Here is a 24,336-nt window from a genome sequence, read left to right as displayed (position 1 = left end):
AGAGGTTATGCGGGTGCATAAATTATTACTTGTTTTGCTTGCCACCACTTTAGTTGGTTGCCTTGATAGCAAAGAAGAAATCATAGAAGAAAAAAACCAAGGCTTAGTTTATTGCGCTGAAGCTAACCCTGTGTCGTTTAATCCGCAAGTCACGACCACCGGTTCAACTATTGATATAATTGCTAACCAATTATACGACCGTTTAATTAGCATTGACCCTGTTACGGCAGAATTTCAAAGTGAGTTAGCAACCGATTGGAAAATTAGTAAAGATGGTAAATCGGTTACCTTTACCTTGCGTAAAGATGTAAAGTTTCATACAACTTCTTATTTTACCCCATCGCGGGATTTTAACGCCGACGACGTTATATTCACCTTTAGCCGATTATTCGATGTATACAATCCATATCACTTTGTGGGCGATGCCAATTACCCGTATTTTCAAAGTGTGGGGATTGATCAACTCATTCGTAAAATTGTGCGCGTGTCTGACTACCAAGTGCGTTTTGAACTGTTTAATCCTGAAAGCAGCTTTTTAGCTAATATGGCCACTGACTTTGCCGTGGTGCTTTCAGAAGAATACGCCATGGAACTTAAGAAAAAAAACGAAGAAAACTTATTTGATCAGTACCCTATTGGCACTGGTCCCTATATTTATAAAGAATACCGCCGAGATCACCTTGTACGCTTTTACCGTAATCCACTTTATTGGAAGCACGACGTTGCACTTGAACAATTGGTTTACGACATAACCCCTAACGGCACTACGCGTATAGCAAAAATGCTGACTAAAGAGTGCGATGTAACGGCTCATCCAAGTAGTGCGCAATTGAGTATTTTAGCGCAACGTGATGATATAAACGTTGAAAAAGAAACGAACTTAAACATAGGTTATTGGGCGTTTAATACAGAACGTGCCCCGTTTGACGACTTGCGCGTACGCCGAGCACTCGCGCATGCAATAGATGTAGATAAAATAATGCAGGCGGTTTATTACGGTAATGGTACTCGCGCACAATCTATTTTGCCGCCAACCTCTTGGGCGTTTGAACCACAAGAAGATATACCTACGTTTGATCCAGAACTTGCTAAAAAGTTACTAATTGAAGCAGGCTTACCTGATGGCTTTGATATGACGATATGGGCTATGCCGGTGAGTCGTATTTATAACCCTAACGCGCGTAAAATGGCTGAGCTTATGCAAAGTGATTTACGCAAAGTGGGCGTTAATGTAAGCATTGTAGAATATGAGTGGAACACGTTTATTCAACGTATTGGCGAGCACAGGCACGACAGTGTATTACTTGGTTGGGCCGCAGATACACCCGACCCTGATAACTTTTTTAGCCCACTGCTAAGTTGCACCGCTACTTTTAGTGGTAAAAACCCAGCAAACTGGTGTAATCCCCAATTTGACTTATTGCTCACTCAAGCGCTAGACACCACTGATTTAAACAAACGTAAAAAATACTACGAAGACGCACAAAGCTTAATTATTCAAGAGCTGCCGTTGTTACCTATTGCTCATGGCCTGCGCTTTCAAGCGAGTAGCGCCGATGTGGAAGGTATAACACTTGGCCCGTTTGGTGCTATTTCGCTTGCCAATGCGAGGAAAAAATAATGATCTTAGATTATATTTTACGTCGCCTTGGTTTATTCTTTTTTATGATACTGATGCTCAGCGTATTTACGTTTTCACTGGCGTATTTATTTCCCGGTGACCCGCTAAGTAATTTAAGTGGCATACCAAGTAGTAACTTTGCACAGCATAGTGAGCTTGAAGACAAATATTTATATAACAGCAATTACTTTATGCAATACATTGCCTTTTTAGGGCGAATATTTCAGGGTGATTGGGGGCTTTCGTTTGCCTCTGGCAATAGTGTGTTTAGCCATATTGTTGATTTGCTACCGGCTACTTTAGAGCTAAGCGTGTACGCATTAATAGTATCGGTTGTTATTGGTGTACCGACTGGCATTTTAGGCTCTGGCTATCATAAACGTTGGCCCGACAAGCTTATAAACTCTACCACTATGGTGGGTTATTCAATGCCTGTATTTTGGCTCGCATTGTTATTAATAATGGTTTTTTCATTAAAGCTTGGCTGGTTTCCTATGTCGGGAAGAATGGGGCTCCTTTACGAAATACCCGCCAGTACTGGTTTTATTTTAATTGATATTGCACTGGCTGGCTTTCCATATAAAGGAATGGCCTTTGTTGATGCGCTGCGCCATTTAACACTTCCGACTATTGTACTGGCTATGTATCCAACCACTGTATTAGTGCGCTTTACTCGCGAGTCTATGCTTAAAGTAATGGATCAAAACTTTATTAAAACAGCTAGGGCAAAAGGCCTTAACCGCCGCCAACTTATCATGCACCATGCACTGCGTAATGCATTACTGCCGGTAATTAAGCAAATTGGTTTGCAATTTAGTACGCTAATAACGCTTGCGATGATTACCGAAGTTATTTTTTCGTGGCCGGGTATTGGCCGATGGTTAATCGATAGTATTTATCAGCGTGACTTTCCTGCAATTCAAGGCGGGTTAATGGCAGTGTCTTTATTTGTTATTTTAGCTTCTATTACAGCTGAGCTTACTTACACTTTATTCGATCCACTCTCGCGGAATCAGGCCCATGGCAAAGTTTAATTTATTTTCTGAAGAGTCGAATAAATCGCCACTGGCGCGATTTTGGCGAAAGTTTAAAAATAACCACCCTGCTTTGGTTGGTTTATGGATATTTATGGCGTTTGCACTATTAGCCGCCACCGCTCCTTTTTTAGCCCCGTATGGTGTAAACCAACAACACACTGATGCACTGCTTATTCCGCCATCGTGGCGAGAAATGGGCGATGTACGCTTTCTTTTAGGTACCGATGATTTAGGCCGTGATGTACTCTCACGCTTAATGAATGGTGCTACGTATACGTTTGGCCTCTCTGTTGTAGCCGCCCTAATCACGACTATTTTTGGTGTGTTAGTGGGTACTTTTGCAGGGATTAGTAAAGGGCTGCGTTCAAGCTTTTTAAATCACTTACTTGATATAACGCTTTCTATTCCTTCTTTGTTACTGGCAATAATAATAATCGCCATACTCGGCCCGGGTTTAATGAATACGGTATGGGCAATTATTTTAGCATTACTGCCGCAGTTTATTCACTCAGTGCGTAACCTGATTGTTGATGAATTAAGTAAAGATTACATTACTGCGTTTAGACTAGATGGTGCGTCTAATTGGCATATTATATCGCGTGGTATTTTTCCTAATATTTATGAGCATATTGTGGTTATATTCACGATGGCGCTTTCTACCGCTATATTAGATATTTCAGCACTGGGATTTTTAAAATTAGGGGCTCAGCCACCGACGACCGAATGGGGCGCAATATTAGCCGAAAACCTAGGCCTCATTTATTTAGCACCGTGGACTGTAGCGCTACCTGGTATACTGTTATTTTTAGCCGTGTTATCTACTAATTTAGTAGGCGATGGCCTGCGACAAGTGCTAAAAGCACGTAAGGCTGATTAAATGCAATTACTCGATGTTCGTAACTTAACAATTGAACTACGTACCTCTGAAACTGTAATTAGAGCCGTAGACAGAGTGAGTTTTAGCTTAAAAGAAGGCGAAGTACATGCGCTTGTGGGCGAGTCTGGCTCTGGTAAAAGCCTAATAGCAAAAGCGATTATTGGTGTATTGAACGAACGCTGGGACATTACTGCCGACCGTATTCATTGGCGCGGCGTAGACTTAATGCGTTTAAGTCCAGAGAAACGCCGTAAAATAGTAAGCCAAGATATAGCGATGATCTATCAAGATCCAAGTCGCTGCCTTGACCCAACCGCTAAAATATTTGACCAAATTGCCGAAACACTCCCAGAGATCGCAACTAAAGGTTTCTTTTTAAAGCGCAACCGCGAGAGAAAAGACAGAGTAAAAGCGCTTATTCATAAGGTGGGCATTAAAAACCACGAAGCGGTACTAAGTAGTTACCCTCATGAGCTCTCAGAGGGCGTATGTCAAAAAGTAATGATTGCGATGGCCATTGCTCGCACGCCTAAGTTATTAATCGCTGATGAGCCAACTACAGCACTTGAGAGCACAACTCGCGCACAAGTATTTAGACTACTAAAAAGCTTAAACCAACTTAAAAACATGTCTATTTTGATGATCTCTCATGAACTTGAAGAGATTGCACATTGGTCGCATGGCATTCATGTTTTATATTGCGGGCAAATGGTTGAAGCAGGCCCAACCCATGAAATATTTAAACAGCCTCGCCATCCATACACGCAAGCATTACTAAAAAGCTTGCCAGACTACGAACAAGGTTTAGCGCATAAAGAACCTTTTTATGCACTTAAAGGGACTATCCCTACTCTGCAACATTTGCCTATTGGCTGCCGCCTAGGGCCGCGTTGTCCGCAAGCACAAAAAGCCTGCGTGGTAACTCCCACCCTTACTAAGCATCATGGTCATAGTTATGCGTGCCATTTTCCGTTAATTAAGGACATGAAATAATGCAGCCGCTACTAAAAGTACAAGCACTATCAAAAACATTCAATGTGCGAGCTGGGCTTTTTTCACGTAAAAAGTTTGAAGTACTTAAAAATATTTCGTTTTGTGTCGGTAAAGGCGAAAGTATTGCCATAATTGGTGAAACAGGTGCAGGTAAAAGTACATTAGCAAAACTACTTTCTGGAGCTGATACTGCTGATAGCGGGCAAATTTTGCTCGAGAATAATATTATCGAAGATAATGGCGTACGCGATAATCAATGTCGCCATATTCGTATGATTTTTCAAGATTCAGCTGCATCGCTCAACCCGGGATTAACCATTGGCGAAATGCTTGATGATTGCCTGCAATATAATACTGAGCTTGATGCTAGTGAACGCACTGAAAAGATTGATGCAACGCTTTCAAAGGTGGGTTTGTTAATCGATCATAAACACTACTACCCGCATATGTTTAGTGTGGGGCAACTACAGCGTGTTGCATTTTCTCGTGCATTAATTTTAGATCCTAAGGTGATTGTGCTTGATGAAGCCGTTTCGTCTTTAGACCCTTCTATACGCGCTCAAATAGTGAATTTATTACTTAAGCTGCAGCGCGACACAGGCCTAACATATGTAATGATCACCCACCATTTAAGCCTAGTGCGCCACATCAGTGATTTTGTGGTTGTACTCGATAAAGGCGAAGTGGTTGAATATGGCCCTACTGAAGATGTTTTTCAAAACCCCCAATCAAAAATAACGCAGCGATTACTTAGCTGCTAAACGCAGCCTAGCGTGTAATGTAATCTCCTTTATGAAGGTCTTTGTTAAATGCGTAATTTAACAACTAAAACCATAAAGAGGATCTATGCTAAAAAAAACATTACTCACAGGCATTTCATCATTAGCGTTACTACTGCTATCAACAACCTCAATAGCTGACGAAAACTCTACCTCTAAAAGTTGGGTTGGTGGCGTTGATCATTTAGGTTTAACCGTATCAAACTTAAATGCATCCAAAGCATTTTTTACTGATGTACTTGGTTTTAAAACGCTAGGAAGTGATCCAACCTACCCCGCTTATTTTTTATCAAACAATAAAATAACCATTACATTATGGCGCGTAAAAAATGATGAAAAACGTGTGGAGTTTAATCGAGCAGAAAATGTGGGCTTACACCATTTAGCACTCAGTGTAGAAAGTATCAAAAAGTTAAGCGAGCTACATACACACTTAGAAATGCAAAATAATATTACTATAGAGTTTGCACCAGAAAACTTAGGTAAAGGTCCAACCCAACATATGATGATAAGAGAGCCTAGCGGCAATCGGATTGAGTTTATTGCCAGAGGTAATTAATACCAATCCGCAATAATACTTAATTAAGCGAATTGGTAATATACCAACTTTATTTAAGACAATAAAAAAGGCGCTTTAAAAGCGCCTTTCTTTATGAGCTAAAATTAATTATTCAACAGTTTGTGTAGCCGTTGGTAAGTTAAGTTCAGCATTTGCTTTAAGCGCTTCAATAAATACCATGTAGTTTTTATTAGCTTGCGCCATAGTAATGCTTTGTTTTGCTTGAGGGTCAATATTAGCTGCAACTTGTGCATCTGTTACCGACTTAAGCGCAACAATTGCTGCATCACCATTATTTAAATTAACAAGCTCAACTACCGCAGAATCTGCTGGATGAGCCATTTTAAATGCTTGAGTCACAATAGCAGGTGAAACAGTGTAGCTTTGACGTGTTAATTGCGCTTCTTGACGAACCGTCAAGCTTTGCTCGTTTGCTACATCATTTAAGCTCTTACCTGCTTGTACTTCTGCAAATAAGCTACGCGCTTTTTCTTTAGCAAGCTCCGATGATTTTTCATTAACTAAACGCGCTTTAATTTGCTCGCTTACTTCATCTAGCGGTTTAGTAGCAGCAGGTTTATGCTCGTTAATACGAACAATAATTGCATGCTCCTCACCAAGCTCAATAACTTCAGAGTTTACTTTATCTTCAAGTAAATCAACTGATGTTAGTGCTGTTACAACTGCAGGACTGTTTAAAGGCTCTGGTAGAGCATTAAGTGCTAAAAGAGGTGTAGATTTAACTTCAACTTCAGCAACTTCTGCAGCGTCGTCTAAGCGGTCTGAAATTTCAAATGCAAGTGCGCCCATTTCTGTTTGCTTTTCGTAAAATGCATCTACTTTTTCAGCTTGTTCTAATTCAGCACGTAAGTCAGCTTTAACATCGTCATACGCTTTAACTTGTTGTGGTTGAATGTCTGTAAGTTTAATTATGTGATAACCAAACTCAGAAGCAACAACCTCAGAAATGTCACCTTTGTTTTGCAGTGCGAAAGTCGCATCTTCAAATGCAGGGTCCATTACGTCACGTTCAATCCATTCAAGGTCGCCGCCCATTTCGCCACTAACGATATCGTCAGATGATGATTCTGCTAACTCAGCAAAGTCTGCACCTTGCTCTAGTTGTGCATGAAGTGCATTGGCTTTTTCTTTTGCTGCATCATCGTCTTCACTGTTATCAATTAAGATATGTGATACGCGACGTTTTTCAGGTTCTATGTACTGCGCTTTGTTTTGCTCGTAATACGCTTTAACGTCATCCTCGGTTACCGATTCAACATTAATATCTGCTGCTTTAAGCTCAATATAACTTACTGAAATAAGCTCTGGAGATAAAAATTGTGATGCGTTTAGCTCGTAGTAGTCAGACACTTCTTGCTCTGATACCTCTACGTCCGCGGCAAGCGCTTCTTTATTAATGACTAAGTAGTCAATACTACGAGTTTGCTGCTGTAGAGCAATTGCGCTTTTGAGCTCGCTCTCTAGGGCAAAGTCTGTACCTGCAACAGCTGATACAACCTGACTACGTGTCATATCTTTACGTAAGTATTCACGAAAAGCATCTGGTTGAAAGTTCATTTGACGAATTACTTGTAAGTAACGATCGTTATTAAACTTTTCACCAATTTGAAAGTACGGTAGCTCTAAAATTGTTTTACGTACACTTTCGTCGCTTACGCGAAGGCCTAAATCAGCCGCTAGCTGTGATTGCAATTCTTGTTGTACTAAGCGGTCAACTACACCTTGGCGAATTTGCGCCATGTAATTTGGATCAGCGGCAATTTGTGTAAAGTATTCACCAAATTGTTGCTCTAAACGGCTACGTTCATTTTGGTAAGCACGGTTAAAATCGGTTTGACTAATTTTAATTCCATTTACTTCAGCAACGGGTTGTTCTGTGGTTTGACCTAAGTAACTACCGATCCCTGCTAAGGCAAAAGATAAAATCACCGCGCCTAAAATTATTTTGGCTACAGGTCCTTGCGAACCTTCTCTGATTTTCTCAAGCATTTGTTTATCTCTTTTTGATCAAGGTATTTTACCTTGTCACATGTAAAAAAAGCGTATCTTACCAGATACGCTTTTTCACTTGAAGTAACTAGCGGTAAAGTTACTTAATTCATCTGTTGTGGTGAATCAGTAACTTTACACTCGCCATAACTAATGTGTTTAAAACAGTGATTAGTTTACTGCGTCTTTAAGCGCTTTACCGGCTTTAAAAGCAGGAATAGTTGCAGCAGCAATTTGGATTGTTTCACCAGTTTGCGGGTTACGGCCTGAACGTGCAGCACGGTCACGTACTGAGAAAGTACCAAAACCAACAAGTGCAACTGAGTCGCCTTCTTTTAGCGCGCCAGATACAGATTCGATGAATGAATCTAGTGCACGACCTGCAGCCGCTTTAGAAATGTCAGCATCAGCTGCGATTTGATCGATTAATTGAGATTTATTCACAATATCATCCTCTTTCATTGTTATTATCAAGAGCGATGGTTTTTTAAACTAACATCACTTTTTTGAAAATTGTAGAGCAAAATTTTAATGCTCACATGATTATATTTTTCTTAAGCCTACGCCCCATAAGGGCTAGGCTTGAAAACCAGTGCTTAACTTATCATACCGTTTAGATTTGAAAAGCCCTAAAAAGCACTTTTTTTAGCTTTTTTCTTGGTTTTTAGGTGTTTCGACCGAAAAACTCTCAACAGGATGCACTAAAGCAAGCTTTAACACCTCGTCAATCCAAGTAACTGGGTGAATATCAAGACCTGCCAGCACGTTCTCTGGAATTTCTTTTAAGTCACGTTCGTTAATTTTTGGAATGATTACTGTTTTAATTCCACCACGATGCGCCGCCAATAATTTCTCTTTTAAGCCACCAATAGGAAGTACTTCACCACGTAGCGTAATTTCACCGGTCATTGCAACATCTGCTCGTACAGGGTTACCCGTTAAGCTAGATACAAGACCTGTTACCATTGCTGCGCCCGCACTAGGACCATCTTTTGGTGTTGCGCCCTCAGGTACGTGTACGTGAATATCACGTTTTTCGTAAAAGTCGCTATTAATACGAAATGTATCTGCGCGATTACGTACTACCGTCATTGCCGCTTGAATCGACTCTTGCATCACATCGCCCAGTGAACCGGTATAAGTAAGTTTACCTTTACCTGGTACAGCCGCACATTCGATTGTTAGCAAATCACCGCCAACTTCTGTCCATGCTAAACCTGTAACTTGACCAATACGGTCGCCATCTTCAGCTTTACCATAATCAAAGCGTTGCACACCTAAAAAGTCTTCTAGGTTATCTTGATTGATAGTCACTGTTTTAGTGTCTTTTTCAAGTAAGATATTTTTAACTGCTTTACGGCATAGTTTTGAAATTTCGCGCTCTAGGTTACGTACACCCGCTTCACGTGTGTAGTAACGAATAATGCCAATAATTGCACTATCTTCGATAACTATTTCAGACTCTTTTAAGCCGTTACGTTTTACTTGTTTAGTAATTAAGTGCTCTTTTGCAATGTTTAGCTTTTCATCTTCGGTGTAACCCGATAAGCGAATAACTTCCATACGGTCCAGTAATGGGCCCGGAATGTTAAAGCTGTTTGATGTTGCGACAAACATGACATCAGATAAATCGTAATCTACTTCAAGGTAATGATCGGCAAAGTGGCTATTTTGCTCAGGATCAAGCACTTCTAATAGTGCTGATGCTGGGTCGCCACGCATGTCTGATGACATTTTATCGATTTCATCTAACAAAAATAATGGATTTTTAACGCCCACTTTTGTCATGTTTTGAATTAGCTTACCTGGCATTGAACCAATGTATGTACGACGATGACCACGGATCTCAGCTTCATCACGTACGCCGCCAAGCGCCATACGAACATACTTACGACCAGTTGAACGCGCAATAGATTGACCAAGTGATGTTTTACCAACACCTGGTGGCCCAACTAAACATAAAATTGGCCCTTTAAGCTTATTAGTACGCTGTTGTACTGCGAGATACTCAATAATGCGTTCTTTTACTTTATCTAAGCCGTGGTGATCGCTATCAAGAATTTTTTGCGCGCCCGCTAAGTCTTTTTTCACTTTAGAGCGTTTTTTCCATGGCACATTAATTAATGTGTCAATGTATGAACGCACTACAGTCGCTTCTGCAGACATTGGCGACATCATCTTAAGCTTATTAAGCTCTGTCGTCGCTTTGTCTTGTGCCTCTGCTGGCATACCCGATTCTTCGATGCGTTTTTTAAGTGCTTCAAATTCGTCAGGTACATCGTCAAGCTCACCCAGCTCTTTTTGAATGGCTTTCATTTGCTCATTGAGGTAATACTCGCGCTGAGACTTTTCCATCTGCTTTTTAACGCGGGTACGAATTTTCTTCTCAACTTGCAGTAAGTCTATTTCGCCTTCCATTAATGCCATTAAATATTCAAGACGTTCTGTAACGCTTGAAATTTCTAGCACTTTTTGCTTTTCAGGTACTTTAAGCGGCATATGGGCTGCCATTGTATCGGCAAGGCGTGCTGGCTCATCAATACCTGAAACTGAAGTTAGTACTTCAGGTGGAATTTTTTTGTTTAGCTTTACATAGCCTTCAAACTGGCTAATTGCGCTACGAATAAAAATATCTTGTTCTTTCTCGTCTACCAAATCAGATTCAATAAATTGAGCATTAGCAACAAAAAAGTCATCGTTATCTACAAATTCTTCAATTTGTGCGCGCTGTGTACCTTCAACTAAAACTTTAACTGTACCGTCTGGTAATTTTAATAACTGAAGTACAGTGGCAATAGTACCGATACGATAAATATCATCTTGCTCTGGTTCATCTACAGTTGCATCTTTTTGTGCAACCAAGAAAATTTGTTTGTCTTTGTCCATTGCCGCTTCTAGGCATTTTATTGATTTTTCACGGCCAACAAAAAGCGGGATCACCATGTGCGGGTATACCACAACATCGCGCAGTGCAAGGACTGGGATTTCGACTCGGTCGGTTCTCTCAAGCGTCATTATAGTTTCTCTTCGCACTTCATTTATTTTAAAGATTACTCAAGTATATGGGGATAACCTAATTAAAGTTCAACAATTTTCCCATACTCGATTAAATTAATTATAAAAAAAGGAGCCTAAGGCTCCTTTTTTCATTCAAATAGCTTAAAAACTATTCTGATGCAGCTTTATCTTGTTTATTATTTTCATAAATCAAGATTGGGTCTGACTCACCTTTAATAACGGTTTCATCAATAACCACTTTGCTTACGTCATCCATTGAAGGAAGTTCGTACATAGTATCAAGTAACACACCTTCAACGATTGAACGAAGACCACGTGCACCTGTTTTACGCTCCATTGCTTTGTGGGCAATTGCAGCTAAGGCATCATCGCGAAACTCAAGTTCAACGTCTTCCATACCAAACAATACTGAGAACTGTTTAGTAATCGCGTTTTTAGGTTCACTCAATATTTGCACAAGAGCAGCTTCGTCAAGTTCTGTTAACGTAGCAACTACTGGCAAACGACCTATAAACTCAGGAATTAAGCCGTATTTAACTAAATCTTCTGGTTCTACGTCTTTAAATGTTTCACTTAAAGAACGACTCGCCGCAGATTCTTTTACGCTAACGCCAAAACCGATACCGGTATTTTTATGGCTACGTTGCTCAATTACTTTATCTAGGCCTGAAAATGCACCACCACAAATAAACAAGATTTTAGATGTATCTACTTGTAAAAACTCTTGTTGTGGATGTTTACGACCACCTTGCGGTGGAACAGAAGCAACGGTGCCTTCAATCAGTTTAAGTAGCGCCTGTTGAACGCCCTCACCCGATACATCACGTGTAATTGACGGGTTATCTGATTTACGAGAAATTTTGTCAATTTCATCAATGTAGACAATACCGCGCTGTGCTTTTTCAACATCGTAATCGCACTTTTGTAAAAGCTTTTGAATGATGTTTTCAACATCTTCACCTACATAACCTGCTTCGGTTAATGTAGTGGCATCGGCCATAGTAAACGGCACATCAAGTAGACGCGCTAATGTTTCTGCAAGTAATGTTTTACCACTACCTGTTGGGCCGATAAGCAAAATATTACTTTTACTTAATTCAATGTCTTGCTTAGTCGATTGGTTACGTAGGCGTTTATAATGGTTATAAACGGCAACAGACAATACTTTTTTAGCATGATCTTGACCAATAACATAATCGTCTAAGTGTTTACGAATTTCTTTTGGTACAGGTAGTTTGTCAGACGTATCATGCTTAGGAGCAATGTCTTTGATCTCTTCCCTGATAATATCGTTACACAACTCTACACATTCATCACAAACGTATACTGAAGGGCCTGCAATTAATTTACGCACTTCATGTTGGCTTTTGCCACAAAAAGAGCAGTATAACAATTTATTACTTTTGTCGCCGTCTGTAGGAGTGTCAGACATTCAGCTACCTCATTTTATTACGTTGGCCACCAAAACTGTTGGCGGCTATTTCAATACGCTTTAACTATACCAAAATTTATTGGTTTTCGCATAGTAACTCAAAGTGGCAAACAGGCAATCCTGCTCGCCAAGCGCTTACTTTTTGTCGCGATTTGTAAACACAGAGTCTACCAAGCCGTAATCTACAGCTTGCGTGGCACTCATAAAGTTATCACGATCTGTGTCTTTAGAGATAATATCTAATGGTTGGCCTGTATGCTCAGCCATTAAGCGGTTAAGCTTATCTTTAATAGACAGAATTTCTTTAGCATGTATTTCAAAGTCAGATGCTTGACCTTGGAAACCACCTAATGGTTGGTGAATCATCACACGTGAGTTTGGTAGGCAAAAACGCTTACCTTTAGCGCCAGCAGTAAGTAAAAAAGCACCCATGCTTGCAGCTTGACCTACACATATTGTACTTACATCTGGTTTGATGAAGTTCATTGTGTCGTAAATAGCCATACCCGCAGTTACTGAACCACCTGGTGAGTTGATGTATAAAAAGATATCTTTATCAGGATTTTCTGATTCTAAAAATAGCATTTGCGCTAAAATCAGATTTGCCATGTTGTCTTCAACTTGACCTGTTAAAAAGATAATACGCTCTTTTAATAATCTCGAATAAATATCATACGAGCGCTCGCCTTTCGGTGTTTGTTCAACAACCATTGGGACCAATGCATTTAGGGGATCTGTAATACCAGTATTCATACTTATTTAATTCCTTATGCGCTTATACTTATCCTTATTATAAGGAAGCATAGTTATCGTTTTTCGCAAATTTAGAGCCAAAAACTAAAATGGCCCGGGCACGCTGTATAAACAGAGTAGCACGAGCCATTTAATCGTTAGCGAGAGCTTAAGTCAATGACTTATTAAGCACCTTGCTGTGGATTCATGATGTCATCAAATGCTTTTTCAACATCAGTAACAACTGCTTTAGCTAAAATAGCTTCAACAGCTTGCTCTTCCATTGCTACATTACGCATTTGCTGCATAAGTTGATCATTACCTTTGTAGTATTCTACTACTTCAGTTGGATCTTCGTATGCAGAAGCTACCGTTGCGATTAATGCTTCAACTTTAGCGTCATCAACTTTAATCTCGTTAGCTTTAATCACTTCACCTAATAAAAGGCCAGTTTTAACACGCGTTACAGCTTGCTCGTGGAACAATTCAGCTGGAAGCTCTGGCATGTTTTGAGCGTCGCCGCCAAAACGTTGAGCTGCTTGCTGACGTAGAGCATCAACTTCTTGATCAACAAGTGCTTTAGGCACTTCGATTTCGTTGTTAGCTAAAAGACCTTTGATTGCTTGGTCTTTAACGCTTGCTTTAACCGCTTGGTCTAGCTCACGTGTCATGTTCTTTTTAACTTCTTCTTTAAGCGCGTCTACGCCGCCTTCGGTAACACCGAATTTAGTTGCAAACTCTTCGCTTAATTCTGGTAATTCTTGCGCTTCAACTTTTTTCACTGTGATAGTGAATTGAGCCGCTTTACCTTTTAAGTTTTCAGCGTGGTAATCATCAGGGAAAGTTACATCAGCAACTACTTCTTCGCCTGCTTTTTTACCTACGATGTTATCTTCAAAACCTGGGATCATACGACCTTGGCCGAGTTCTAATGGGAAGTCTTCAGCTTTGCCGCCTTCAAATACTTCACCGTCGATAGTACCTACGAAATCAACTGTTACACGGTCGTTTTCGCCAGCAGCTGCATCAACATCAGCCCAAGCTGCGTGTTGCTTACGAAGTGTTTCTAGCATGTTAGCTAAATCTTCGTCAGTCACTGTTACCGCTGGTTTCTCAACAGTAATTTTATCTAAACCTTGAACTTCAACTTCAGGGTAAACTTCAAACGTTGCTGAGAATTCTAAATCTTTACCTGCTTCAAGTGATTTAGGTGCGAATGTAGGCGCGCCAGCTGGATTGATTTTTTCAGAAACGATTGCTTCAATGTAATTACGTTGCATTACTTCGCCAGCAACTTCTTGACGAACTGCAGGGCCAAAACGCTTGTTAATTACAGATACTGGAACTTTACCAGCACGGAAACCATCTATACGCTGTGTTTTTGACAGTTGTTGTAGGCGTTTTTTTACTTCGGTCTCAACGTTCTCTGAAGGAACGGTGATAGTTATACGGCGCTCAAGGCCTTGGGTCGTCTCAACAGAAACTTGCATGATTTACCTCAATATTCAATTTTGGCGACTGTTCGCCTTCCTTTACAAACAAAGTGATCTGCATGAGTCTTGATAAAGTTTAAGCGGTTTTTCACACTTAAAAGCATCCGTCGCTACCATGAGATACCATTGCTGCTTTGCCCTTCGGGCACTATGTTAAACAATAGACGCGGCATTATAACCTAATATTTATGATAGTCGAGTATAGGGGGCAATTATTTGGACTAGATAAGGGACTATAGAGACTAACTGAATAAAAAACAGGCTAACTATGCATTGAATGGATTAAAGTAGAAATTATTTAATAGAATTATAGGCTAACAGATTTAGATTTATAACTTAGAGGAATTTACTTATTATTCTTATTAGATAAGAAAATGGTCGGCGATGCAGGATTTGAACCTGCGACCCCTTGGACCCAAACCAAGTGCGCTACCAAACTGCGCTAATCGCCGACATTGAAGAGTTAACTTCTTTTTTCATACTGAACACTTAAACTGAGAGTTTAAGACCATTTTAAGAAAATGGTCGGCGATGCAGGATTTGAACCTGCGACCCCTTGGACCCAAACCAAGTGCGCTACCAAACTGCGCTAATCGCCGATATTCGTTGTAAATGGGGTGACTGATGGGGCTCGAACCCACGACAACCGGAATCACAATCCGGGGCTCTACCAACTGAGCTACAATCACCGCTATATTTACATGTTTTCAAATGGTGCACCCAGAAGGATTCGAACCTTCGACCCACGCCTTAGAAGGGCGTTGCTCTATCCAGCTGAGCTATGGGCGCATCGAAAACTTCATAGTTTACCAATAAGCTATTCGATTATAATAAATTATAAAAATGGTCGGCGATGCAGGATTTGAACCTGCGACCCCTTGGACCCAAACCAAGTGCGCTACCAAACTGCGCTAATCGCCGAAACTTATTATTGTTAGCGAGTGACCTCGTTGACAACGGGGTGCATAATAGTGATTTGACGGGGTTAGGTCAAACGTTTTTTTAATAAAACCAATCAAGTGCTCATTTTTAGTGCACAATGGTTAAATATTACAATAGTAGGCTGAAATTTAAACTATTTAATAACTCAAATGTTATATACATTAAAAGCAACTTGGCGCTGCTATGCTTTTCTGCGAAAATAGTAGGCACATTATAAAACGAGTTAAATAAAGAGTATGTTTTCTTTATTAGCATTTTTACCCCTATTTTATTATGCATTCGTTTTTAGAGTATCGGTATCTAGTTAATTAACCCCAATTAAAGGTCACCCATGACGGCAAACATCATTGATGGTAAGGCAATCGCAAAACAAGTACGTAGCGCTGTAGCAGAACGCGTAAGTGAACGTGTAGCAAATGGTTTACGTGCACCAGGACTTGCAGTAGTACTTGTAGGACTTGATCCAGCAAGCCAAGTTTATGTTGGTTCAAAACGTAAAGCCTGTGAAGAAGTAGGTTTTATCTCCAAATCATTTGATTTACCAGCAGACACGCAAGAGCAAACTCTTTTAGATTTAATTGACGAGCTAAATAATGATGCCGAAGTTGATGGAATTTTAGTGCAGTTACCACTGCCAAAAGGTCTTGATGCTGAAAAGATTTTAGAACGCATTACCCCACATAAAGATGTTGATGGATTTCATCCATATAACATTGGTCGATTAGCACAGCGTATGCCTGCCCTTCGCCCATGTACCCCTAAAGGTATTATTACATTACTTGATTCAACGGGTGTACGTTATAAAGGGATGCATGCAGTTGTCGTTGGCGCGTCAAATATTGTTGGTCGTCCAATGTCGCTAGAGCTTTTATTAGCGGGTTGTACTACCACAGTATGCCATAAGTTTACTCAAGACTTAGAAACGCATGTTCGCCGCGCTGACTTATTAGTTGTGGCTGTAGGTAAACCTGAATTTATACCTGGAGATTGGATAAAAGAAGGCGCTATAGTCATCGATGTAGGCATTAACCGTTTAGACACGGGTAAATTAGTTGGTGATGTTCAATACAGTGTGGCTGAACAAAAAGCGCATTTTATTACACCTGTACCAGGTGGCGTTGGCCCGATGACGGTCGCGAGCTTAATTGAAAACACACTTGAAGCGTGTGAGAAATATCACAGCTAAGCTGTTAAAAAATCAAAAAAGGGTTGCCATTTGGCAACCCTTTTTTAGTTGAACGTGAATTACTTTAAACGCTTACGCTTTACGCCACGTTGTTTTACCGGCTGAATCTTCAAGTATTACACCTAACGCATTAAGCGCATCACGTGCTTCATCAGCAGCAGCCCAGTTTTTACTCGCACGTGCTTCATTACGTTTTACAATTAATGCTTCAATTGTCGCAACTTCGTCGTCATCTTGCCCGCCTTGTAAAAAGGCTTCCGGTGCTTGTTGAGCAACACCTAAAACGTTACCAATACTGCGTAATATAAACGCAAGTTGCCCAGCTTGAACTGCGTCACTTTCTTTTACGCGGTTTAATTCTTTAGCAAGTTCGAACAACACAGGTAGTGCTTCTGGTGTATTAAAGTCGTCATTCATTGCTTTTCTAAATTTAGCAACAAACTCATTACCTTCTAAATCGCACTCTACCGGTTCGACATCACGAAGCGCTGTATAAATGCGCTCAAGTGATGAACGCGCTTGGTCTAAATTTTCTTGTGAGTAATTTAGTTGGCTGCGGTAATGACCTGAAATTAAAAAGTAACGAACAGATTCAGGATCGTATGCTTTTAAAACTTCACGCACTGTAAAGAAGTTATCTAACGACTTAGACATTTTTTCTTTGTTTACTTGAACCATGCCAGTATGTATCCATGTATTTACATACTTGCCGTTGTTTGCACAGCACGATTGGGCAATTTCGTTTTCATGATGTGGAAACTGTAAATCAGACCCCCCACCGTGAATATCAAAATGCTCACCTAAGTGCTTTGAGCTCATTGCCGAACATTCAATATGCCAACCCGGACGCCCTTCACCCCAAGGTGATGACCATGATGGTTCACCTGCTTTTGCTTTTTTCCATAACACAAAATCAAGTGGATCGTCTTTATCTTGCGCTACTTCAACGCGAGAGCCTGATTGCAACATAGTCAAATCTTGCTGAGAAAGTGCACCGTATTGCTCAAACGTTGATACATCAAATAATACATCGCCATCAGCTGCAACATAAGCATGGCCTTTTTCAATCAAGCGCTTAACCATAACGATAATTTCATCCATATGGCTTGTAACTGTTGGTTCAATATCTGGGCGTAACATATTTAGGCTATCAAAATCTTCATGCATCGCTTTAGTCATGCGCACAGTTAAGTCGTTTATTGACTCACCATTTTCGTTTGCACGTTTAATTATTTTATCGTCGATATCTGTAATGTTACGTACATATTTCAAATCGTAACCAATATGGCGTAAGTAGCGCACAATAACGTCAAAACCTACAAAAGTACGAGCGTGTCCAATATGGCAGTAATCATAAATGGTGATACCACACACATACATGTCGATTTTTCCTTCGACCATAGGTTTAAATTGCTCTTTTTGTCGCGTGAGTGTGTTGTATATATTTACCATTTACTTTGAGTCCTTGACTATTTACTTGAACAGTTATGTTACCACTTGAAAAGCCCCTGCTCTAGCGCTTTATAACAAACCAAACATCTACTTTGTTAATCTTAGCCAACTACGATAAAATAGCGCCAATATTTAAACCGGATATAGGAAAACACATGGTTGTTCTACACACTAATTTTGGTGACATCACCATTAAAATGTTTGAGCAAGAAGCTCCAAACACAGTTAAAAACTTTTTAGAGTATGCAAATGCTGATTTTTTCAACGGCACTATCTTTCATCGCGTAATCGATGGTTTTATGGTTCAAGGCGGTGGTTTTGTTCCAGGTATGGAACAAAAAGAAGTAAACGACCCAATTCAGAATGAAGCTAATAATGGCCTGTCTAATAAAGTAGGCACTTTAGCTATGGCACGTACACCTGATCCTCATTCAGCTACAGCACAGTTTTTTATTAACGTGAACAACAACGACTTTTTAAACCACAGCAGCGAAACGTCGCAAGGTTGGGGTTATTGTGTTTTTGCTGAAGTAGTAGAAGGCATGGACGTAGTAAATAAGATTAAAGCAGTTGCAACAGGTAGTACTGGTTTTCACCAAGACGTACCTCTTGAAGATGTGATTATCGAAAGCGTTACTGTTAACTAATAACGTTTACTCATATTATGTGAGTATATAAGCGGGTGTATACTATTAGTATATGCCCGTTTTTTTAAAACTAGAATAGACTGACCTATGACTCGCCAAACTTACTTTATTGCAGATTTACACCTAAGCGAAAACCGCCCCGACATTAGCGCTGCATTTTTTGACTTTTTAAATACACATATATTAAATAAAGATGTAGATGCACTTTATATTTTGGGTGATTTTTTTGAAGTATGGGTTGGAGATGACTACATTACTGCACTGAGTGCCGATGTAGCAAAACATTTAAGCGCCGTTAATGATGGTGGCACACCTGTTTATTTTATACATGGCAATCGTGATTTCATTATGCGCAAGCAATATGCCGACATGGCCGCAATGACATTACTCGATGAACAAACAGTCATTGATTTATATGGCACGCCTACCGTTATTTTACATGGCGACGAAATGTGCACTCAAGACACTGAATATCAAAACTTTCGTAAAAAGAGCCGTGGTTGGTGGTGGCCAAAATTGATGCTTGCAATGCCGCTTTGGTATCGTAAAAAAATAGCGCGTAATGCCCGCGAAAAAAGTAAGTTAAGCCAAGCTGATAAACCTATCGAAATTTTAGACGTTGTCGATGAGGCTGTACTTGCTACCTTTGCCAAACATAACGTTACGAATATGATTCATGGTCATACTCATCGCCCTAATGTTCATACGTATAAAGTTAATGAACAAACACTTACTCGCACAGTGCTAGGTGACTGGTATACCCAAGGCTCTTATTTAGTCGTTACCCCTCAATCACAAGAATTAATTAGCACGCCTTTCGCATAATTTAAAATTCTGACTATTATTTATCTATATATATGAATAATAGTGAGAGGTTGAATGATTAAGCTGTTAATTTTCATCGTAGTAATTGCCATTCCTACACAAGTATTTAGCAAGCAAACATGGCAAATTGTTACAGAAAACTACCCTCCCTATTTTAGCGAAAACCTACCTAGTAATGGCTGGCTATATGAAATAGCCGAATCAGCTCTTAAAACGCAAGGTATTAATAGCGAAGCCGAGTTTACGACCTGGGACCGCGCCCTAAAGCTATTAGAAAAAAACAGAAAAACCGCTATTTTAGGTGCTTTTTATTCATTAAAAAGAAATGAAGTTTTTTACTACTCTCGTCCACTTGCAGTTGCTCACTCAGGAGTTTTCAAACGAAAAGAGAGTGTTATTAATTTCGATGGTACAGTTCAATCATTAACACCTTATAGTATTGGCACAGAAGACAATGCCGTTGTAAGCCAAGAGTTTGCTAGAAATAGGGAGCTGGCAATAACGTCCACTAAAAGCCTTCCTACAAGCTTATATTTACTACAACAAGGGCGTATTGATTTAGTCGCGGGTACTAAAGAGGTTGGAAATTATTGGCTTGAACACACTAAAACCGAAGATTCAGATGATAATAATATTGAGTACTTATCGCCAGATCTTGCTTCTCATAAACTATATTTAGTTGTCTCTAAATCAAATTATAGAGCCAAAGAATACTTACAAAAATTTAATAGAGGAATTGATATAATAACTAAAAATGGATGCATTGCTAAAATTATGAAAAAACATAATTTCAGCAATCAGAAAATAGCAGAGTATATTAATTTCTTAAAAGAAAATTAGCTTTGCGCTATTGGAACACCGCTGTGAAATTTAAAATCAGTATCGGTTGTAGAAATTAGCTCTTTTTCTTTTTCACCAAAAAAGTTTACGCGTTCGGTAATATCAAAATCAGCAATTTCTTGCGCTAAAGTTAAATAATCTTGGTAATGACGCGCTTCTGAACGTAACAACGAAATATAAAAATCACCTAAACGTTTGTCAACATGCGGTGCAAGCTTTGCAAAACGCTCACACGAACGCGCCTCAATATAAGCGCCTACTATTAGCTTATCGACTAATGCATCGGGCTCGAACGTTTTAACATGACGGAGCATGCCTTTTGCGTAACGACATGGTGTAATACTTCGATACTCAACACCGTACTCGTCCATAATTTCGAGCACTTGATAAAAGTGATGCAGCTCTTCTTTTATCAGCAAAACCATTTTATCGATTAGACCTTGCCCGTATGGAGAACTCGATTTAGGAATTATTGATTTAGTGAGCTTATTTTTAGCAGCCAGATCGCGCCAATTCCCTTCTCGTTTGTAAATAAGCGTTTCAAATGGCTTTAGCCACTCGAGTAATGCATCACTACCCTCTTTATCTACAGCGTATTTACGTATTAAAAACATCGCACTTTGAGCTGCTTTTAATTCACAAATTAAGTGATCTATTAAAATGACTGATAAGTTTTCTTTTTTAATTGCTTGCTCCACCCATTGCTCTGGGGTGGTACACAATAAAAAGTTATTAATCGGCTCTAAAAGTTGGCTATGTGGCACGTTGACTGCTCATTACTAAATAAATTTGATAGACCGTTATTTTAACACGAAATTTTGCTTGGGATAAATCAAAGCCCTTATCTGCGTCTAAATGTTAATAACGAGTTAACTTGACTTTGCAAAATAAGTGAACCATAACTGTACATAGACTGTATAAAAATAAACCAACCAAAACAATAATACGTTCCTTTTATGGAGTAAGTACTATGATACTAAATCACCTCTGGGGCATTTATGCTCACCCACTTGAAGAATGGCAAACAATAGATAATCGCCATGAAAGTTTAACCTATAGTTTGTCGCATATTTTACTGATTGCTTTATTTCCTTCAATAATGGGCTACTACTCATCTGTTTATTTAGGATGGAGTATAGGTGCAGGCAATCCCGTATTTTTAACGCACGATAGTGCACTGCTAATTGCAGGTGCAATGTATTTTGCTTTAATAGCGGGTGTTTTTGCATTGGCGTATTTAGCCCATTGGATGGCGGTTACATTTGGCTCTAAACCTACATTTACACAAACACTTGAACTTGCAGCATATACTGCAACACCAGTGTTTATGTCGGCACTCGCCGCTTTTTGGCCTGTACTTTGGTTTGTAGTGTGTATTGGAATTATTGCACTGGCTTACTCGGTTTATTTACTCTATACCGGCGTACCAATACTTATGCATATCCCAGAAGAGCGCGGCTTTATTTACGCCAGCTCGGTAGTAACGTGTGGATTAATATTACTGGTTATTATTTTAGCTGTAACAGCTATGCTTTGGACTAATGGGATTGTTAGCCCAATGTTTACTTAATAAATTTCACCTAAAAAAAGAGTCATGTTTGATAGAAATGTTCCCTTTCTTTCCTTCGCAAAAAAGGAGCTAATTAGCTCCTTTTTTTTGTGTAACGACTTTTTATTAACTAATCATTAATCAGCTTCGTTTTCGTCTTGGTTGTGTATTTCTAAACCTGAAGACATCGCACTTTCTCGGGTGCTTTTTGCTGAATCGTTACGTAGCTTATCAATACGATTTAAATAGTTTTGATCAATATCGCCAGTAATATATTGGCCATCAAATACTGAAGTTTCAAACTTAGTAATTTCAGGATTTTCTTGGCTAACCGCAGCAATTAAATCTTTTAACGATTGAAAGATTAAACCGTCAGAACCAATACTTGCATTAATATCTTCTACTTCACGTCCGTGAGCAATAAGCTCAGCGGCTGAAGGCATATCAATACCGTACACATTAGGGAAGCGTATTTCAGGTGCCGCTGATGCAAAGTAAACGTTTTTAGCGCCAGACTCTCGGGCCATTTCAACAATTTGTGCTGATGTTGTACCACGAACAATTGAGTCATCAACCAATAATACGTTTTTACCTTTAAACTCGCGATCAATTGCGTTTAGCTTTTGACGCACTGATTTTTTACGCATCTCTTGGCCAGGCATGATAAATGTACGACCAATATAACGGTTTTTAACAAAACCTTGGCGATACGGTAAATCAAGTACACGTGCGATTTCCAGTGCTACATCACATGAAGTTTCTGGGATTGGGATAACTACATCAATATCTTTGTCAGCCCATTCACGTGCAATTTTTTCGCCTAGTTTAGTCCCCATGTTTACGCGTGTTGCGTACACAGACATACGGTCTATTGTTGAGTCAGGTCGAGCAAAATAAACAAATTCAAAAATACACGGCGAGTAAGATGCCTTATCAGCACAACTAAGTGAATGGAATTCACCTTCTTCTGTAACATATATAGCTTCACCAGGGGCTACATCACGTACAAACTCAAAACCGTCCGGTTTCAACGCAACGCTTTCTGAGGCAAACATGTACTCAGTACCTTTTTCGGTTTCGCGTTTACCAAATACAAGTGGGCGAATACCATTAGGGTCGCGAAAAGCAACAATGCCGTGGCCGATAATCATAGCAATAGTTGCATAACCACCGCTTACTTTATTGTTTACTTCGGTTACCGCAGTAAAAATATCTTCAGGGTCTAAATGCAACTTATCAGATTTGCTTAATTCATGTGCCATGATATTAAGTAAAATTTCAGAGTCTGATGTTGTATTAACGTGACGACGTGCTTCTGAGAATAACTGCTCTTTTAAAGCTTCTGCATTAGTAAGGTTGCCATTATGGGCAAGTGCTATACCAAACGGTGAGTTAACATAAAAAGGCTGTGCTTCAGATGAGCTTGAAGATCCTGCTGTAGGATAGCGCACATGGCCAAGACCAATTGTACCTTGTAGTCGTTTCATATGACGAGTGTGAAAGGCATCTTTCACTAAGCCATTTGCTTTGCGTAAGCTAAACGTATTATTCTCAATGGTAATGATACCCGCGGCATCTTGACCACGGTGCTGCAAAACAGTTAAGCCATCATAAATCGCCTGATTAACAGGGGATGTTCCGACTATTCCAACGATACCACACATGTAATTTATCCTCGCCGATTAACGGTTTACTGAATTTAAAAAGCTCGAGTTGTTTTCTAGGTACGAAAAGAACCATTCAACAACAAAGCCAAATTCTGGAATCAAAATAGAATTGCCCCACCAGTGCGTATTGGGTGCACCAGTAAAAGCATCAAGAAAGAAGAGTAACGCGCTCACGACCAACACGCCTCGTAGAGCACCAAACACTATGCCAAAGACACGGTCGGTACCCGATAAACCAGTACGATGTACAAGTTCACCTAAAATGTAGTTTAGTAAACCGCCTAACAGTAGCGTCGCAAAGAATAATATGGCTATGGCCGCAGCATTTCTTAAAAGGGGTTCAGAAATGGTTGTTAGGAAGGAAGCTAAATATTGGTAAAATAAGCTAGAGATGATAAAGGCGCCAGCCCATACCGCTAATGACATTGCTTCTTTTACAAAGCCGCGTATTAAACCGATGATGGTAGACAATGCAATGATGCCAATAATGGCGTAATCAACCCAGATCATAAGAACCAATTAGTCGCTAATTTGGGGCGCATTCTATACCCAAACATCGTTAGTATGCAAGTTTAAACGGGAGATTACTGGGTTGTAGTCAATACAAAAAATTAACATTATAGAATGGGTATTGTGAGATAAAGATAATGATAAAAACAAATATAAATAAATAAAAA

Annotated in this window: 21 protein-coding genes and 5 tRNA genes; 11 read left to right on the top strand and 15 right to left on the bottom strand. The window is 39.7% G+C overall.

The window, feature by feature from the left end; all coding sequences use genetic code 11:
- Positions 1-13: 13 nt before the first annotated feature.
- From P20429_RS15840 to P20429_RS15865, 6 genes are all read left to right on the top strand, one after another.
- Positions 14-1,621: an ABC transporter substrate-binding protein gene (locus P20429_RS15840; RefSeq protein WP_007580958.1), complete on the top strand. Its 1,608-nt coding sequence runs from the start codon at positions 14-16 to the stop codon at positions 1,619-1,621.
- Positions 1,621-2,655, top strand: a complete 1,035-nt coding sequence (locus P20429_RS15845) for an ABC transporter permease subunit (protein ID WP_007580956.1) — start codon at positions 1,621-1,623, stop codon at positions 2,653-2,655. Before P20429_RS15840 ends, P20429_RS15845 begins: the two co-directional genes overlap by 1 nt.
- On the top strand, positions 2,642-3,535 hold the full coding sequence (locus P20429_RS15850; RefSeq protein ID WP_007580954.1) for an ABC transporter permease subunit: 894 nt from the start codon (positions 2,642-2,644) through the stop codon (positions 3,533-3,535). The genes P20429_RS15845 and P20429_RS15850 overlap by 14 nt, the downstream gene beginning before the upstream one ends.
- Positions 3,536-4,528, top strand: coding sequence for an oligopeptide/dipeptide ABC transporter ATP-binding protein (locus P20429_RS15855; RefSeq protein ID WP_007580952.1), 993 nt, complete (start codon positions 3,536-3,538; stop codon positions 4,526-4,528).
- Complete coding sequence (locus tag P20429_RS15860) at positions 4,528-5,289, top strand: ATP-binding cassette domain-containing protein (RefSeq protein WP_007580950.1); 762 nt, start codon at positions 4,528-4,530, stop codon at positions 5,287-5,289. The genes P20429_RS15855 and P20429_RS15860 overlap by 1 nt, the downstream gene beginning before the upstream one ends.
- Before the next feature lie 85 nt (positions 5,290-5,374).
- Entirely contained in the window at positions 5,375-5,866 is a 492-nt protein-coding gene (locus P20429_RS15865) for a VOC family protein (protein WP_007580948.1), read from the top strand.
- 108 nt (positions 5,867-5,974) lie between these two features.
- Here the strand turns inward: P20429_RS15865 and P20429_RS15870 are convergent, their stop codons facing one another.
- From P20429_RS15870 to P20429_RS15920, 11 genes are all read right to left on the bottom strand, one after another.
- Complete coding sequence (locus P20429_RS15870; RefSeq protein WP_007580946.1) at positions 5,975-7,876, bottom strand: SurA N-terminal domain-containing protein; 1,902 nt, start codon at positions 7,874-7,876, stop codon at positions 5,975-5,977.
- Positions 7,877-8,047: 171 nt separating this feature from the next.
- Positions 8,048-8,338, bottom strand: a complete 291-nt coding sequence (locus tag P20429_RS15875) for an HU family DNA-binding protein (protein ID WP_157823336.1) — start codon at positions 8,336-8,338, stop codon at positions 8,048-8,050.
- A 183-nt stretch (positions 8,339-8,521) separates the two neighbouring features.
- Complete coding sequence (lon, locus tag P20429_RS15880; protein WP_007580942.1) at positions 8,522-10,891, bottom strand: endopeptidase La; 2,370 nt, start codon at positions 10,889-10,891, stop codon at positions 8,522-8,524.
- A 151-nt stretch (positions 10,892-11,042) separates the two neighbouring features.
- Positions 11,043-12,326: an ATP-dependent protease ATP-binding subunit ClpX gene (gene clpX, locus P20429_RS15885; RefSeq protein ID WP_002958344.1), complete on the bottom strand. Its 1,284-nt coding sequence runs from the start codon at positions 12,324-12,326 to the stop codon at positions 11,043-11,045.
- Positions 12,327-12,461: 135 nt separating this feature from the next.
- Positions 12,462-13,079, bottom strand: a complete 618-nt coding sequence (gene clpP / locus P20429_RS15890; protein ID WP_007580937.1) for an ATP-dependent Clp endopeptidase proteolytic subunit ClpP — start codon at positions 13,077-13,079, stop codon at positions 12,462-12,464.
- 164 nt (positions 13,080-13,243) lie between these two features.
- Complete coding sequence (gene tig, locus P20429_RS15895; RefSeq protein ID WP_007580935.1) at positions 13,244-14,548, bottom strand: trigger factor; 1,305 nt, start codon at positions 14,546-14,548, stop codon at positions 13,244-13,246.
- A 378-nt stretch (positions 14,549-14,926) separates the two neighbouring features.
- Positions 14,927-15,003 (bottom strand) — tRNA-Pro (locus tag P20429_RS15900).
- Between the two features lie 70 nt (positions 15,004-15,073).
- Positions 15,074-15,150: transfer RNA gene (locus P20429_RS15905), tRNA-Pro, on the bottom strand.
- 14 nt (positions 15,151-15,164) lie between these two features.
- Positions 15,165-15,240: transfer RNA gene (locus tag P20429_RS15910), tRNA-His, on the bottom strand.
- Between the two features lie 23 nt (positions 15,241-15,263).
- Positions 15,264-15,340, bottom strand: a tRNA-Arg gene (locus tag P20429_RS15915).
- A 55-nt stretch (positions 15,341-15,395) separates the two neighbouring features.
- A tRNA-Pro gene (locus P20429_RS15920) sits at positions 15,396-15,472 on the bottom strand.
- Positions 15,473-15,824: 352 nt separating this feature from the next.
- Between P20429_RS15920 and folD the strand changes: the two genes are divergently transcribed.
- Positions 15,825-16,679: a bifunctional methylenetetrahydrofolate dehydrogenase/methenyltetrahydrofolate cyclohydrolase FolD gene (folD, locus tag P20429_RS15925; RefSeq protein WP_002958348.1), complete on the top strand. Its 855-nt coding sequence runs from the start codon at positions 15,825-15,827 to the stop codon at positions 16,677-16,679.
- A 72-nt stretch (positions 16,680-16,751) separates the two neighbouring features.
- Here the strand turns inward: folD and cysS are convergent, their stop codons facing one another.
- Positions 16,752-18,131 (bottom strand): cysteine--tRNA ligase, encoded by a 1,380-nt coding sequence (cysS, locus tag P20429_RS15930; RefSeq protein WP_007580933.1) that lies wholly within the window; start codon positions 18,129-18,131, stop codon positions 16,752-16,754.
- 155 nt (positions 18,132-18,286) lie between these two features.
- Here cysS and P20429_RS15935 point away from each other — a divergent pair, with 155 nt between their 5' ends.
- The 3 genes from P20429_RS15935 (at position 18,287) to P20429_RS15945 (ending at position 20,443) form a co-directional block, all read left to right on the top strand.
- On the top strand, positions 18,287-18,778 hold the full coding sequence (locus tag P20429_RS15935) for a peptidylprolyl isomerase (protein WP_007580931.1): 492 nt from the start codon (positions 18,287-18,289) through the stop codon (positions 18,776-18,778).
- 87 nt (positions 18,779-18,865) lie between these two features.
- The gene (locus tag P20429_RS15940) at positions 18,866-19,603 is read left to right on the top strand and encodes a UDP-2,3-diacylglucosamine diphosphatase (protein ID WP_007580929.1); all 738 of its coding nucleotides are present in this window, start codon (positions 18,866-18,868) and stop codon (positions 19,601-19,603) included.
- Between the two features lie 54 nt (positions 19,604-19,657).
- A complete protein-coding gene (locus P20429_RS15945; RefSeq protein WP_007580927.1) occupies positions 19,658-20,443 on the top strand; it encodes a transporter substrate-binding domain-containing protein in 786 nt (261 codons plus the stop codon).
- Here the strand turns inward: P20429_RS15945 and miaE are convergent.
- On the bottom strand, positions 20,440-21,207 hold the full coding sequence (gene miaE, locus P20429_RS15950) for a tRNA isopentenyl-2-thiomethyl-A-37 hydroxylase MiaE (RefSeq protein ID WP_007580925.1): 768 nt from the start codon (positions 21,205-21,207) through the stop codon (positions 20,440-20,442). The genes P20429_RS15945 and miaE overlap by 4 nt on opposite strands.
- A gap of 206 nt (positions 21,208-21,413) precedes the next feature.
- Between miaE and P20429_RS15955 the strand changes: the two genes are divergently transcribed.
- Positions 21,414-22,013, top strand: a complete 600-nt coding sequence (locus P20429_RS15955) for a Yip1 family protein (RefSeq protein WP_007580923.1) — start codon at positions 21,414-21,416, stop codon at positions 22,011-22,013.
- A gap of 116 nt (positions 22,014-22,129) precedes the next feature.
- Here the strand turns inward: P20429_RS15955 and purF are convergent, their stop codons facing one another.
- Both purF and P20429_RS15965 read right to left on the bottom strand, forming a co-directional pair.
- Positions 22,130-23,656 carry an amidophosphoribosyltransferase gene (purF, locus tag P20429_RS15960; protein ID WP_007580920.1) on the bottom strand — a complete coding sequence of 509 codons (1,527 nt, stop codon included), beginning with the start codon at positions 23,654-23,656 and terminating at the stop codon, positions 22,130-22,132.
- A gap of 18 nt (positions 23,657-23,674) precedes the next feature.
- On the bottom strand, positions 23,675-24,169 hold the full coding sequence (locus P20429_RS15965) for a CvpA family protein (RefSeq protein WP_007376853.1): 495 nt from the start codon (positions 24,167-24,169) through the stop codon (positions 23,675-23,677).
- Positions 24,170-24,336 lie beyond the last annotated feature (167 nt).

It is taken from the genome of Pseudoalteromonas sp. BSi20429, assembly GCF_000238895.1.
GTDB lineage: Bacteria > Pseudomonadota > Gammaproteobacteria > Enterobacterales > Alteromonadaceae > Pseudoalteromonas > Pseudoalteromonas arctica.
The sequence above is the reverse complement of the archived record's forward strand: the minus strand, read 5'-3'. Positions and strand labels throughout refer to the sequence as shown.